The sequence below is a fragment of the Solibacillus isronensis genome, assembly GCF_023715405.1.
Lineage (GTDB): Bacteria > Bacillota > Bacilli > Bacillales_A > Planococcaceae > Solibacillus > Solibacillus isronensis_B.
The window spans coordinates 689,180-702,045 of the sequence record NZ_JAMBOC010000001.1 but is presented as its reverse complement, the minus strand read 5'-3'; the positions used below and the strand labels follow the sequence as shown (position 1 = coordinate 702,045).

The window sequence follows — 12,866 nt, the reverse complement described above, 5'->3', positions numbered from 1 at the left end:
TAATATTCTATTTCCTACTGTAATGGTAAAGAGATCATAATGCCTGAAGTTCTTCCACTGTGACAAAGCGATATCCTTCATTCGTAAGTTCTTTTAAAATCATTTCGACTACTTGCAAAGTCCCGCCGGTTTGATCATACATTGGATGCAGCAAAATAATCGAGCCAGGTTTAATGTTTTCCATTACATAACTGATTTTTTCATCTACACTTGTATAATACGTTTCCGGATCCAACGACCACATAATGGTTTCCCTATTATGCTTATTTAAATAATACGGTAAGCCTATGAATTTCTTCCCGTAAGGCGGGCGAAAGTCAATTTTCCCTTCATACCCGATACTTCGAATGAGCTCATCCGTTTTTTCTATTTCCTCTTCAATAAAAGATGGCGATTTTAATACCATTCTTTTATGTGAATACGTATGATTTCCAATTTGATGCCCTGCTTCAACTAATTTTACTGCTTCCTCAGGATGTTTCTCAATTTCATTTCCGATAAGGAAAAACGTAGCTTTCGCCTTGTATTCATCCAACAAAGGCAAAAGCTGATCCACATTCTTTGTCGGACCGTCATCAAAGGTTAAAGCAATAACCTTCTCACCTGTTTCCGCCTGGTAGGTTAACCCTCCAAATAACTGAAATGTTCTTAGTTTCGTAACCTGGAACAGCCCTGCACATATAAGAGCGATTAAAATAACAGCTATTATTAACTTCTTCTTTTTCATCAGTGGTTCCTTTCCTTAATAAGCTTCAAGCGGAAAATACGTTACTTTTGTATAACAAGCACTTACTACCATGCCAGCAAGCCAAAAAAGTCTGTCGAAAACATTGCGAGTAAAAACATCGAGATGACCACTAATTGTACAGCCGTAAAAATGTAATCATTTTTGTTTTTTGAATATCTCTTCTCCATAACGATTCTGACAAGTTCAGTTACCACAATAAAACCAAACATTAGAATATGCGTTTGTAAAAACCAAATGTGCTTTGAAGGATCGCGGTTAACATTAATGAAAAAACCGAATAACACAAAAACAATAAAAGTAATTCTGATGGCCCAATCAATTTTTTTATGTTGTTCATTTACATGGTTATAGGAGAAGAATTCTTTCTTTTCAACGTTAAACCATTTTCTTAAAAACTTATTAATAAAAAATAGTACAAGTCCAAAAATTGACGATATTAAAATCAAATTTGTTAAAACATTTTCCACGATTTTTCACCACCTAATTTTCACTTCACAACTGCGCAATGTTTTCGAATTCTTCTTTTAATAACCCATAGTAGGTCAAATCATAAAACTGTCCGAAGCGTGAAACAAGCTGCTTTAATATGCCTTCATAATAGTAATCTTTCAGTTTCCAATTTGTGCATAAACATCCCTACCTTCTCTTTGTGTATTACAAGATGTTATATTATTATCCCTTACCTCGAATTTATATAGTAAATAATGTGATCTGTCCATTCGTCAAATTCGTAAATAAATCCTTTTCTTATACATTCAAATTGCAGACCAACACTTTCTGCTAACTTAATAGAAGGAAAGTTATCCAAATTTATGTGTGCTTCGATCCGATGATAATTCAGTTTATCAAAAGCTAGTGTAATCGCAGCTTTTACAGCTTCCTTTCCATATCCTTGTAACCAAAATTGATTGTGGATGGTGTAACCAAATCTTGCCCATTGAAATTCATCCCTTAACATTGTGGAAAAATCAACTGAACCAATATGCGCAAGATCCTCTTTTCGGAAAACCCCAAATACATAAACTTTATCTTCTGAAGCAAGCCTTTGATGACGATCTACCAAATCTCCAAACCAATCTTTTGTACAAATGCTCATATCGATTTTACCTTCATCGTATTGATGCTGTGATGGCAATCTATTTTCAAATGCGGATAACCACGATGTGTAATCTTCTTTTTCAAGGGGTCTTATTACTAGTCTGTCCGTTTCTATGTAGTCATTGAATTTCCTCAAAAAAACACCTCAACTTCTAAATCATAATTTCGCTCTACTTATATGATTCTAATTTAATTTATATTTTGGGTTGTTTATTATTTCATTGATCACATCTGAGATATCATCAAGCGAAGTATTGCTTTTATCAAAAATGTGTTTTTCATTTAATCCTGTTTCTATGAACTCATCTACTAAAATCACACATCGTTCACCCATTCTGGCGCTTGGTAACCTCATATTATCCCTAGTCAATAAAGTCTTCTTATCAGTCCATAAAACTACGTAAATTACTTCCACATTTAAACTTTTAAGATTCTCGCTAATCCATTCTGCTTCTTTAGGGAAGGTTACATAATCAACGATGACGTCATTGCCATACTTAATAAAATTCTTTGTGAGACTTAATATGTTATCCCAAATCAACGACATTTCTTCCGAGCTTTCCCACGGCTTTTTTCTCCCGTTAATGTGCATATGGCTAATATAATCACCAGAAATATAAGCACTGTTCTTAAATGTTTTAGCCAGTTCTTTTGAAGTTGTTGATTTCCCTACCCCGGCCGGTCCTGAAATGATGTAGACCTTATGTGCTGCTATTTTACTCATTCGTTCAACTCCTTAAATTAGAAGTAATACTCAATAATGTTTCCCAATAAATCCATTTAAGTTATAATTTTCTTACTATTCTACTAGAATGAGGTGCAAAATGTTATCTTTATTTAAATACAATTGGCAAGTACGTGAAGATTGGTTCACTTGGTGTGAATCATTACCGGAAGAAGAATTTCATAAAGTGCGGGTTGGCGGTATGAAAAGTATACGAGAAACACTTACCCACATAATAGATTGTGAGTTGCTCTGGTTGAATTCATTAGTTGATGAAAAGGTAGTTTTTGAAAGGCGACAACTACTTACACAATTGAATGAGATCAAAGAATATTCGACTTTTGTCCAATTGTTTACTGAACAGTTCATTGAACAACTTCCTTCAGACTATGAAAATATTATTATAGAAGTACAGCGACGAGACGGTTCAATATTAGAATTTACGCAAAAAAAGATTTTCGCTCATATGATAACGCATGAGATACATCACATTGGGCAGCTATCCGTTTGGGCTAGAGAAATACAGCGAAAGCCGATTTCTTCGGATTTAATCATTAGAATTTTTGAGTAATCCATTAAGCATTGTCCCTTTGCCCTTAAATAAATGGAAAATTTATGTTAAAATTTTTACAGGATGTACTTTAGCGTATATAACAGTCATGTCAGTTCGTGGAAAACATAACAGGGGGTAATTAAGTGGATGCTTTGATGTTAGACGGATGGACTCCTTTATTATTGTTAGGATTATTCTTTGCATTTATGATGTTTTTTATTGCCCGTAAAGTTTCAAAAAATGTTTTACTTTTAACTTCTACTATAATGAGCCTACTTTGTATCGGATTAATACTTTTCAGCATATTTGTTGTTGGTGGTTGGGAAGGCATGGGTCTAGGCTTCTTTGCTTTTACTATTTTTATAGGCGTTTGGATAGGTACTATTTTTGGTATTATTTATCAAAACACGAAGTAAGGGCTTTAGTTGAATAAGCATATTAAACGCTCAGGGATATTTAAAAACTGAGCGTTATTTATATTCTCTACTGCCATATTACAGCTGACTTATATATGAATTTACATTACCAAATCTATAATTTCTTTTACCCACTCGATGTTCTCGTCAACTCCGTATTGCTCACATAATTTCTTGTGAATTTGAATAAATTCCGGAATGATATTTTTCATTACATTAAAAATTTCTTCTTGTTCTCTATTGCATTGCCACTGAATTAACAGTGATAATTGTCGTTCATTTAGTTTGCTTCTATCCCCTTCTAATTTTGCCCAATCCCCAAAGGCATTCGGTTGTATGCCTGCTTCCATATACCAACCAGTTATCATGGATAACCTTAAATTATCTATATTGTGAAGTGCATAATAGATTTCATTTCTCATTACTCTTCTGTACGCTTCATGCAGATAAGCAAAAAATTTTGTTCTCCAATGTTCTATTTCTTGAACAGATGGTCTATACGTTAAATCCGCTGATTCTGTTACTACATCATGGATCAAACCTGTTGGATCATGGACAATTTTTAATTTCTGAGTCCATATAGATGGCTTCATATCCACCTTTTTATAATAAAAACTGTCCACTTTTATAAATGACCTATAATGTGCCGTACTGTAATTTGCCCAATGAAAGTCTTCAAAGTAAAGAACATTTCCCCAATTACTGGCCCGTTGCTTTTTGTTCAACCTATACTCTTCATATACTTCTTCTTTCACAACTATACGGAGATCGATATCAGAATATAGATCCGTTTCCTCATTTCCGATGGACCCTCCGTAAAAAACGGCCAAAACATTCTCATCATTGATTAAATCAAGTTCAATTGCTTCCAGTAATTCCTGACGATGCTTCGGAAGACCAACATCTCGTTTTCTTATCTTAGTTTCTAATCCCACACATTCTAAAACAGCTCCTTCGTTTCTACGTCCTTTTATTAAAATTCGAAAATGGAATTCATTAATCCTCTTTTTATATATTGTAGTTTTTAAAGCAATCGAGGCATTAGCCACCATGCTACAATATAAATGCTCAATACTCCCCACGCTGCAGTTGCTATTATCCACCTAAGGATTATTGGAGTAGCGGAACTATCGTGAATTTTATCTTTCAAGCTCCTCATTTTAATTGCACATACAACCATTCCGGTGACGATGAGTACAATTGCGAGAATTGATAATGCATCCATAAATTTACCTCCAATCTCCCTTTGTTAAAGATTTGAAATTAGCTTTCATAAAAAATATCAGAGCCAGTCCTTCACGTATGCAACTACACCTAAAACTGCCCCTATAGCCCCACCAATAAAAACAGGAATAATGTAGTTGTAGCTGGATTTTTTCTTTCCCTCGTTTTGTAACTTATTATTTAGAGTCATATAAATTCCTCCTTTATGTATCTATACGAATATATATGGTAAATGTTTCAACTTTTTGTATTCATAAGCAATGTCAACGTTCAAAGTATGACGTCCTCCTGTCGAATTAAAGGATTTCATTGAATAATCTAGAAATAAAAGTTTAGATGTATTAAAAAAGTTAGGTGGTAATTGTGATGATAGAGAATTTAAAAGAGCATTTACAGCAGTTAGAGGAAAGTCATACTGGTTTAGAAGTTAGAAGGAGTAAAGAAAAGCTTGATGCAATTTTAGCAGATGACTTCTTTGAGATTGGCAGCTCCGGTTATATTTACGATAAAAAAGAGTGTCTTGAAACTGGTGTTGTTTTGACAGAAATGAAGCTGCACAACTACGAAATCTACCCGCTCGCTCATGACATTGTCTTAGCTACTTATTTTTTAGTCGATACAACGAGAGAAAGAAATACACTGCGTAGTTCGATATGGAAATTGATTGACGGGCATTGGCAGCTCTATTTCCACCAAGGTACGATCACGCCACTTCAATTAACTAGTTTTACTAGCAGTTCATCAACAGAGAATTTGAATGTATCCAAATAATGAGAAGATGGCTATGGGTAATCTCTATCGGTGTCATTGTTTTGGGCTGGTCTATTTTTGATATGTGGCAAGAGTCTAGCAGAGATGCCATAATAGGAACAGCTTTGAGTAGTAATATTGATACTATTTCAGTAAGAGATACCAAAACAAATGAAGAAATTTTAGTATTTACGGATTCGGATTCTGCTTTTACTCCAATGGTTGAAATCTACAGGTTCCCCTATGTACAGTTGGAACGGCCAGATAATAAGATATTTAAAGAAGAGCCACTGCTCGAAATCGAATACTTACAAGAAAACGAAGTCAAGTATGTAGTGAGGGTCCATCATTGGAAGACAGGTACATGTATTCTTTAGAAGATAACGATAAAGTTTATCTTTTTGGAGTGAAAGGCAATGATCAGCTAGTAAAAGTGAATGACGGCTTAAAAACGCTAATGGATATCATTACTTCTAAGTAAAAAACAGCGACAATCTCGTATAATTATTATTGTCGCTGTTTGTATTTTGTATAGTATCATTAATTATAATTGATGTTTTTTTATGCCTTTACTTTAGATTCAACAAATTGGCTGAAGAATGAAAGGATTTTTTGGTAAACCGCAATTTCATTTTCTTTTTTAGAGAATCCATGACCCTCATCTTCAAGAAGCATATATTCGACTTCACGGCCTTTATCTTTTAACGCCTGCACAATTTGATCCGATTCTTCCTTCACAACTCTTGGGTCATTTGCTCCTTGAATAACGAGCATTGGTTTTGTCATCGTCTCTAAATACGTAATCGGAGAATATTCGATAAACTTTTCTTTGTCTCTTTCAGGATTTCCTACCCACTGATCCATCATCGGTTTCCAGTCTTCCGGAACCGAATTAACAAAAGAAAACAAATCAGACGGCCCAAAGATATCGACTACAGCTTTGAAATAATCCGCATGTCGTCCGTGAAGCAACAATGCCATATAGCCACCATAGCTTCCACCCATCAATAAAATATTCCCTTTCTCTGCATAACCGTTGTCAATAAGCCAATCGAGACCTGCGACATTATCAAGACGCGGACCGTATCCCCAATCTCCGTCCACCATTTTCATGAAAGCTAATCCATAACCCGTTGACCCACGGAAATTTGGTGCAAAAATACTATAGCCATTATTTAAAAAGAATTGGAATGAAGCTCTAAAGAATTTTCGCTCTGCAGCTTGCGGACCACCGTGTGGCCAAAAGATGATTTCCCCATTATCATTTTCCTTATTAGCTTTGAAAAATAAAGATTCAATTTCTAGCCCATCAAAAGAAGCATACGAAATGACATCCGGCTCCACTAATTCGCTATGGTCGACACCCGGAACTGTATATTGTGTAAGAGAAGTCCATTCATTATTTGTAAATCGGTAAATATTATCCGGTTTAGTAGCAGTTCCGCCTAACATATATAAATTCCCTGACTTTGTCACAACTAACTTATCGATAGTACTACATGGCGTTTGTATTTTCACCCATTCATCTGAGCCCAAATCATACATGTATACAGTATCTTCTACACCCTTTTCACTAACTATATATAGGTGCTGCTTGTGTTGGTCATATTTCAGGGTAGTGAAGCTTTCATTCTCAATATCTTTCACTTTAGTAAATTCATTTGTCTCTAAATTATACGAGGCCAAGTATGTAAAATCTGCGTCGTAGTCCGTTAAAAAATAAATTAGATCATTTGTTGCGAAACAAGCGTCACTAACTGTGTGCTGACAATCGGTAGACGGTGTTAACAAAGTATTTTCGTTCCCCCGTTTTGCATACAACAGCGAATGCGTATTTGAATACCCCATCATATAAAGAAGGGTTTCTTCATTCGGGCTTAAACCAATTGATAATGTAGGAGTAGTTTTTCCTTCTAAAATCAATTCTTCCGCCCCTGTCTCCAGGTCATATTTATACGTATTCAAAAAAGAGGGATTTCCTTTTGATGAAGTGTAATAAAGCTTTTTCCCGTCTTCCGAAAGAATCATTCCTGTATTGCGCGTTCCTTCTTCATTAATAATCGGTTTTAATGTACCCCCATGAAGAGGTAAACCATAAAATTGTGTATTTTCATTGCCATCTTCATCAAAACCTGCCAAGATGAATCGTCCTTGTTTATCATACAGAAGCCCATGACAGCTCTGATTATTGAATGTCAGCTGTGTCGGGAATGTACTTGGCAGATTCATTGCCCATAAATTATACTTTCCGCTTAAATTTGTACTGAAAACAAGTTGATTTTCATCCGGACTCACAGCAAAATCTCTAATTGAAAATGTCCTTAAAAACTGCTCTGCCCCTGGTTTAGGAAATGAAACCATATTGAATACTCCTCCTTAATGTTTAAATTGTAAAAACTGTATTATTACTAAATTACCATAAATATACTTTTAATTGAAATAAAATAATTGAATATACGAAAAATTGTATACAATTATTAAACCATTCGTAAAATAGTATTACAAATTAACTGAATTCACATATATTCATTTATAGATTATAAAAAACAAAAAAAGAGTAATACAGAACACCACCTGTTTACTCTTTTGCTCATATAAATCTTTACAAAGGTATATTTGAAACCTTCAACCGCACATATACCATTATTTTTATTCATAACTACCATTTAGCCTGTAAAATGATTTTCTATAATTTTTTCATTAATGAGTGCAGTTTTCCCCTCTTTTTTTATTCCATTTAATATTATATCCATGTAGGTATTCACTAACTCTTCTTCTGACACTTCCCCATCCGGATCATACCAATTATACGAACGGTTAACCATGCCTAGAATTCCAAAAATGACAATATCACATCTAAGATCATCCCTGAATTCCCCTTTTTCTATTCCTTCACCTAAGAGTTTTTGAAGCTTAATTCGAAACTCTTTACGATAATCATTGATTAACTTTAATTGATTATCATCGAGATGCCGAAATTCACGATTAAATACTCTTGCACTCTTCCCATGTATTTTAATATTTTTTATAATTAAAGAGATTAAATTATTCATTTTTTCTTTATTACTAAGATATTCATCATTAAATATCACTTCTTGTTCAGCTAATAACTCTTTAATATAATTTAAGTGAATATCCATTAATAATTCTTGTTTACTTTTAAAGTAATAATAAAAGGTACCCTTCGTCACACCAATCGTATCAATAATATCTTGAATGGAAGTTTTGCTGAATCCCTTTTTATCAAAGAGGTCTATACTTTCTTTTAGAATTCTTCCGCGCATTTAATTTACTCCTCAAGTAATTATTTTTTTTACAATTTTAGTTCACTCCCTTTCGATTACTAAAGAGATTCCTTGGCCTCCACCGATACAAGCTGTAATAAGGGCGAATTTCCCAGCCGATCGTTTCAATTCATATACAGCTTTTGTTATTAAAATTGTGCCTGTTGCACCTAATGGATGCCCATGTGCAATTGCTCCGCCATTAACATTTAGTTTTTCCGGATCGATTCCCAATTCCCGGTCACAGGCGATAACCTGTGCAGCAAACGCCTCGTTCAATTCGATAATGTCCATATCGGATAAAGAAAGATTCAACTTCTCTAATAATTTTTTCGTTGCCGGTACGGGACCAATTCCCATGATATTAGGGTCTACTCCTGCAACGGTTGATCCTTTAATCGTGGCTAATGGTTGAATTCCTAATTCTTCAGCCTTCTCTCGAGACATAATGACCATTGCTGATGCCGCATCATTCAGTCCGGAACTACTGCCTGCTGTGACAGTTCCATCTCTTTGGAAAGCTGGAGATAGCTTTGCTAATGCAGCTAACGTTGTATTCGGACGCGGATGTTCATCTTTGTTAAAAAGAATCGGCTCACCTTTACGAACAGGAATACTAATTGGAACAATTTGTTCATCAAAACGCCCTTCATGAATTGCAGTTGCCATTCTTAGTTGACTTCTTAAGGAATACTCATCTTGTTCCTTTCTAGTAATATCGTATTTTTTTGCAAGGTTTTCTGCAGTAGTTCCCATGCCCGGGTTTCCGATTTCTTCAGGAGCAAGTAACGTTTTACGAGACCTTGGCGGGATTGAACTGTATGCTTGTTCTGGACGCTCATATTGATATGGTGCACGGCTCATGCTTTCAATCCCCCCGGCAACATATATATCACCTGCACCAGATTGTATTGCTTGGGCAGCTAATGCAGCTGCATTAATACCTGAACCACATTGCCTGTCTATTGTTAACCCCGGTATGTTGACAGATAAACCGCCCTGTAAAGCTGTCAATCTAGCAATATTGCCGCCACCACTTAAAACATTTCCTAAAATCACATCATCGATCATTTCAGGATTAAGATTCACTCTCTTGATTGCTTCTTTAATAACTTCTCCTCCATACAGATGAGCAGGAAGACTTGCTAATGCCCCACCTTGTTTTCCAATCGCCGTACGAACAGCTGATACAATGACAGCATCTCTTTTCATATATGGTCTCCTCATTATCAGTTTATATTTAAAGGATTTGCCCCTATCCTATTTGAAATCGAGACAAACCCTTTTTAATTAATAACGTTCAAATATTAATTTTCCCTTAACCACAGCTTTTTGATGCTGGTTTATAGCTTTCACATCAAAGATTAGTGATTGATCCACTATGTCAACTAAGTCAGCCTTTAAAGTAAGAACATCATTTAAAAACACCATTCCTGTAAATCGAATATTATAATCTTTTATATAGCCCTCATCATAATAAGCCGTAAACAGCTTGGAAAGGTTGCCCATCGTCCACATACCATGAGCAATAATTCCTGGTAGACCAGCTTTTTTAGCTTCTTCATCAATTGTATGAATCGGATTAAAATCACCGGAAGAACCTGAATACTTGATTAAATCCATTCTCGATACGGGTTCTAGTGTCGTTTCAAGAGATTCACCTTTTCTTATATCTGCTAAAACTGTCATACGTTTAAGGACCTCCTTACCGTTTCCGTGATGATTGTGATCGACTCTTCAGTGAAAATTAATCTCCCATCTCTGTCTTCACCATACCGTGTCATCTTCAGGAAGCCCATTTTTCCGGTGCTGCCTTCTTTTTCATAGTAATCTTCTATTTTCGAGTAGCAATAGACTTCCTCTCCAACCAAAAGGGGGCGTTCATAATGATAAATCTGTTCACCATGTATTAATCCTTTTAACGGTAATTTGAGTCCATCGATATAACCAGATCTAAGCACCCTTGGAAATGTAGGGGGAGCAATATTTGTGCCATATCGTGATTGTTTACCAATCTCTTCATCAGTATAGATTGGATGATTATCTCCAATGGATTCAGCAAATCTTCTTACAAGCTCTCTTTCAATTACATTTCTTACTTTGTTAGAAGTTAGTCCAATATACTCTGTATACAAAACTTCATCCCTTCTCTTTAATTTGTCGGTCCGCCAGCTACATAGAGTACTTGCCCGTTTACAAATGAGGAATTTTCATCGGCAAAGAAAGCAACTGCATTTGCGATATCTCTAGGCTTTCCAACTCTGCCAACAGGTATTTTACTGGCACCTGCCTTTAGGAAATCTTCAAAAGGTACGCCGATTCGTTCTGCAGTAGCTTTCGTCATATCTGTCTCGATAAAACCAGGTGCAACTGCATTTGTAGTAATGCCAAATTTCCCGAATTCTCTCGCCAGTGTTTTTGTCAGACCTTGCAACCCGGCTTTAACCGTTGAATAATTTGCTTGGCCTGGGTTCCCTAATGCTGAAGTTGAAGAAATATTAATAATTCTTCCATACTTCTGCTGAACCATGTATTTTTGTGCTGCACGCGTTGTATTAAAGGCACCTTTTAAGTGAACATCGATTACCTGATTCCAGTCATTATCTGTCATTTTAAATAGTAAGTTATCGCGGATAATGCCTGCATTGTTAACCAAAATATCAATTGATCCATATTCCTTCATAACCTGTTCCATCGCGGCCTCAACTTCATGTGAATTCACAACATTTGCCTGTAGGGCTAAAATGTCGAATCCTTTTTCTTTAAATTCAGACTGTACATTTTGTAATGCTTCCGTATCAATATCAATTATGGCTATTTTTGCTCCTTCTTCAGTAAAAGTTTCTGCAATGCTTTTCCCTATACCGCGACTACCGCCAGTTATAAATGCAACTCTATTTTCAAATCTTCCAGTCAAATAAATTCCTCCTGCCTTATCTACTAAAATTTTGTGTCTTAACATTTTATTAGTAGTTTTAAAGAATTATTCAGTCAAACGAAACATTATGCTTTTTTCACTAATTATTTACTAATCGGTACTTAAATACTCCATTTTGTTTTTCTGAAATGACAATATTCCGTTCTTCTAATAAATCCAGTACACTTATAATTTCAAACAAAAATGTAATTACAGCTTTCTCATACCTTCCCCGGTACATGTCTTGTATAATTTCAAATCCGGTTGCAGCACCATTTGCTTTTTTTAGTGTATTGATCACACGACTTACACGATGTTCTATATTGCTTATATGTCCGTCAATTGCTCCATTTAAATCGGATATAATGGAGCCATGTCCTGAAAAAGTAAAGTTAGCAGAAAGTTTTCTGCACTTTTCTAAATTCTTTAGATATTGGATTAAGGGTTTTGCACGCGTATTTCCGGGTTTAGGTGCATCCATCCACATCCCTCCATGGACCCCTTTGATAATGTGATCTCCACAAATGAACAGCTGCTCATCCGTGCTATAAAATGAAATATGATCCTGTGAATGACCTAACGTTTCTATTACTTGAAATGAAGGTAAACCCGGTACCATATCTCCCTCCTCTAGGACCTCATCAACAGATGCAGTTTGGAAATAATCCCGGTGTCCCTTTCGAAACGCTGACTTGATAGCCATATCTTCTGTTAAACCAAATTCAATGAATAAGTTGTGAAAAAATTCAGCGCTCCATTCTATATAGCTTTCATCCTTTAAAATCATTTCAGTATCTTTATGAGCAAAAATCTTAATAGTAGGATTCTTCTCTAAAATCCAGTCCACAAGACCTGTATGATCATTATGGTGATGTGTTAATACAATTTGTTCAAGATCGGTTATTTCAACGCCTAGACGATGCAGGCCATTATTGAGATCATCCCAACCCTGTTTATTTTTTAGACCGGCATCAATAAGGGTTAACTTCTCTCCAAACACAACATATGAATTTACCGGACCAATCGGGAAGTTGGTTGTTAACTCTATTTTTTCTATCCTTTGCAAAGTACTCAATCCTTTTTTTGTCGGAATTTTTCTCACATACCTTCCATGTGACGATATTTTTTTACACAAATAGTATCCAACACTCT

General features: G+C 35.4%; 17 protein-coding genes. 4 read left to right on the top strand and 13 right to left on the bottom strand.

What is annotated here, in order from left to right; all coding sequences use genetic code 11:
* Positions 1–34 precede the first annotated feature (34 nt).
* From M3166_RS03645 to M3166_RS03630, 4 genes are all read right to left on the bottom strand, one after another.
* A complete protein-coding gene (locus tag M3166_RS03645) occupies positions 35–727 on the bottom strand; it encodes a polysaccharide deacetylase family protein (RefSeq protein ID WP_251687429.1) in 693 nt (230 codons plus the stop codon).
* A gap of 65 nt (positions 728–792) precedes the next feature.
* Positions 793–1,215 (bottom strand): DUF4181 domain-containing protein, encoded by a 423-nt coding sequence (locus tag M3166_RS03640; RefSeq protein WP_251687427.1) that lies wholly within the window; start codon positions 1,213–1,215, stop codon positions 793–795.
* A 212-nt stretch (positions 1,216–1,427) separates the two neighbouring features.
* Positions 1,428–1,982 carry a GNAT family N-acetyltransferase gene (locus M3166_RS03635; protein WP_251687425.1) on the bottom strand — a complete coding sequence of 185 codons (555 nt, stop codon included), beginning with the start codon at positions 1,980–1,982 and terminating at the stop codon, positions 1,428–1,430.
* 48 nt (positions 1,983–2,030) lie between these two features.
* Positions 2,031–2,570: an AAA family ATPase gene (locus M3166_RS03630; RefSeq protein WP_251687423.1), complete on the bottom strand. Its 540-nt coding sequence runs from the start codon at positions 2,568–2,570 to the stop codon at positions 2,031–2,033.
* Positions 2,571–2,670: 100 nt separating this feature from the next.
* Between M3166_RS03630 and M3166_RS03625 the strand changes: the two genes are divergently transcribed.
* Together M3166_RS03625 and M3166_RS03620 are read left to right on the top strand one after the other, a co-directional pair.
* Positions 2,671–3,141 carry a DinB family protein gene (locus M3166_RS03625; protein ID WP_251687421.1) on the top strand — a complete coding sequence of 157 codons (471 nt, stop codon included), beginning with the start codon at positions 2,671–2,673 and terminating at the stop codon, positions 3,139–3,141.
* 125 nt (positions 3,142–3,266) lie between these two features.
* Positions 3,267–3,539 carry a YesK-like family protein gene (locus M3166_RS03620; RefSeq protein ID WP_251687418.1) on the top strand — a complete coding sequence of 91 codons (273 nt, stop codon included), beginning with the start codon at positions 3,267–3,269 and terminating at the stop codon, positions 3,537–3,539.
* 101 nt (positions 3,540–3,640) lie between these two features.
* Here M3166_RS03620 and M3166_RS03615 read toward each other — a convergent pair whose 3' ends face one another.
* Positions 3,641–4,621 carry an aminoglycoside 6-adenylyltransferase gene (locus M3166_RS03615; RefSeq protein WP_353056551.1) on the bottom strand — a complete coding sequence of 327 codons (981 nt, stop codon included), beginning with the start codon at positions 4,619–4,621 and terminating at the stop codon, positions 3,641–3,643.
* A gap of 200 nt (positions 4,622–4,821) precedes the next feature.
* Positions 4,822–4,953, bottom strand: a complete 132-nt coding sequence (locus tag M3166_RS19315) for a hypothetical protein (RefSeq protein WP_014823604.1) — start codon at positions 4,951–4,953, stop codon at positions 4,822–4,824.
* Between the two features lie 176 nt (positions 4,954–5,129).
* Here M3166_RS19315 and M3166_RS03610 point away from each other — a divergent pair, with 176 nt between their 5' ends.
* A complete protein-coding gene (locus M3166_RS03610; RefSeq protein ID WP_008403984.1) occupies positions 5,130–5,534 on the top strand; it encodes a DUF4440 domain-containing protein in 405 nt (134 codons plus the stop codon).
* Entirely contained in the window at positions 5,534–5,890 is a 357-nt protein-coding gene (locus tag M3166_RS03605; RefSeq protein ID WP_251687416.1) for a hypothetical protein, read from the top strand. The genes M3166_RS03610 and M3166_RS03605 overlap by 1 nt, the downstream gene beginning before the upstream one ends.
* Before the next feature lie 184 nt (positions 5,891–6,074).
* On the opposite strand, the gene M3166_RS03600 is transcribed toward M3166_RS03605, so the two are convergent.
* The 7 genes from M3166_RS03600 to M3166_RS03570 form a co-directional block, all read right to left on the bottom strand.
* Positions 6,075–7,874 carry a S9 family peptidase gene (locus M3166_RS03600; RefSeq protein WP_251687414.1) on the bottom strand — a complete coding sequence of 600 codons (1,800 nt, stop codon included), beginning with the start codon at positions 7,872–7,874 and terminating at the stop codon, positions 6,075–6,077.
* A 305-nt stretch (positions 7,875–8,179) separates the two neighbouring features.
* Positions 8,180–8,797, bottom strand: coding sequence for a TetR/AcrR family transcriptional regulator (locus M3166_RS03595; RefSeq protein ID WP_251687412.1), 618 nt, complete (start codon positions 8,795–8,797; stop codon positions 8,180–8,182).
* 42 nt (positions 8,798–8,839) lie between these two features.
* The gene (locus M3166_RS03590) at positions 8,840–10,009 is read right to left on the bottom strand and encodes a thiolase family protein (RefSeq protein WP_008403992.1); all 1,170 of its coding nucleotides are present in this window, start codon (positions 10,007–10,009) and stop codon (positions 8,840–8,842) included.
* Positions 10,010–10,087: 78 nt separating this feature from the next.
* Positions 10,088–10,486 (bottom strand): MaoC/PaaZ C-terminal domain-containing protein, encoded by a 399-nt coding sequence (locus tag M3166_RS03585; RefSeq protein ID WP_008403995.1) that lies wholly within the window; start codon positions 10,484–10,486, stop codon positions 10,088–10,090.
* Positions 10,483–10,932: a MaoC family dehydratase N-terminal domain-containing protein gene (locus M3166_RS03580; RefSeq protein WP_008403997.1), complete on the bottom strand. Its 450-nt coding sequence runs from the start codon at positions 10,930–10,932 to the stop codon at positions 10,483–10,485. The genes M3166_RS03585 and M3166_RS03580 overlap by 4 nt, the downstream gene beginning before the upstream one ends.
* Positions 10,933–10,949: 17 nt before the next feature.
* Positions 10,950–11,714, bottom strand: a complete 765-nt coding sequence (gene fabG / locus M3166_RS03575) for a 3-oxoacyl-ACP reductase FabG (RefSeq protein ID WP_251687410.1) — start codon at positions 11,712–11,714, stop codon at positions 10,950–10,952.
* 100 nt (positions 11,715–11,814) lie between these two features.
* Entirely contained in the window at positions 11,815–12,816 is a 1,002-nt protein-coding gene (locus M3166_RS03570; RefSeq protein ID WP_251687408.1) for an MBL fold metallo-hydrolase, read from the bottom strand.
* Between the last annotated feature and the right edge of the window lie 50 nt (positions 12,817–12,866).

Coding starts and splice junctions, on each gene's coding strand:
- M3166_RS03605 (WP_251687416.1), top strand. CDS start 5,534: ATGAGAAGATGGCTATGGGTAATCTCTATCGGTGTCATTGTTTTGGGC.
- M3166_RS03585 (WP_008403995.1), bottom strand. CDS start 10,486: ATGACAGTTTTAGCAGATATAAGAAAAGGTGAATCTCTTGAAACGACA.
- M3166_RS03600 (WP_251687414.1), bottom strand. CDS start 7,874: ATGGTTTCATTTCCTAAACCAGGGGCAGAGCAGTTTTTAAGGACATTT.
- M3166_RS03590 (WP_008403992.1), bottom strand. CDS start 10,009: ATGAAAAGAGATGCTGTCATTGTATCAGCTGTTCGTACGGCGATTGGA.
- M3166_RS03595 (WP_251687412.1), bottom strand. CDS start 8,797: ATGCGCGGAAGAATTCTAAAAGAAAGTATAGACCTCTTTGATAAAAAG.
- M3166_RS19315 (WP_014823604.1), bottom strand. CDS start 4,953: ATGACTCTAAATAATAAGTTACAAAACGAGGGAAAGAAAAAATCCAGC.
- M3166_RS03625 (WP_251687421.1), top strand. CDS start 2,671: ATGTTATCTTTATTTAAATACAATTGGCAAGTACGTGAAGATTGGTTC.
- M3166_RS03630 (WP_251687423.1), bottom strand. CDS start 2,570: ATGAGTAAAATAGCAGCACATAAGGTCTACATCATTTCAGGACCGGCC.
- M3166_RS03645 (WP_251687429.1), bottom strand. CDS start 727: ATGAAAAAGAAGAAGTTAATAATAGCTGTTATTTTAATCGCTCTTATA.
- M3166_RS03610 (WP_008403984.1), top strand. CDS start 5,130: ATGATAGAGAATTTAAAAGAGCATTTACAGCAGTTAGAGGAAAGTCAT.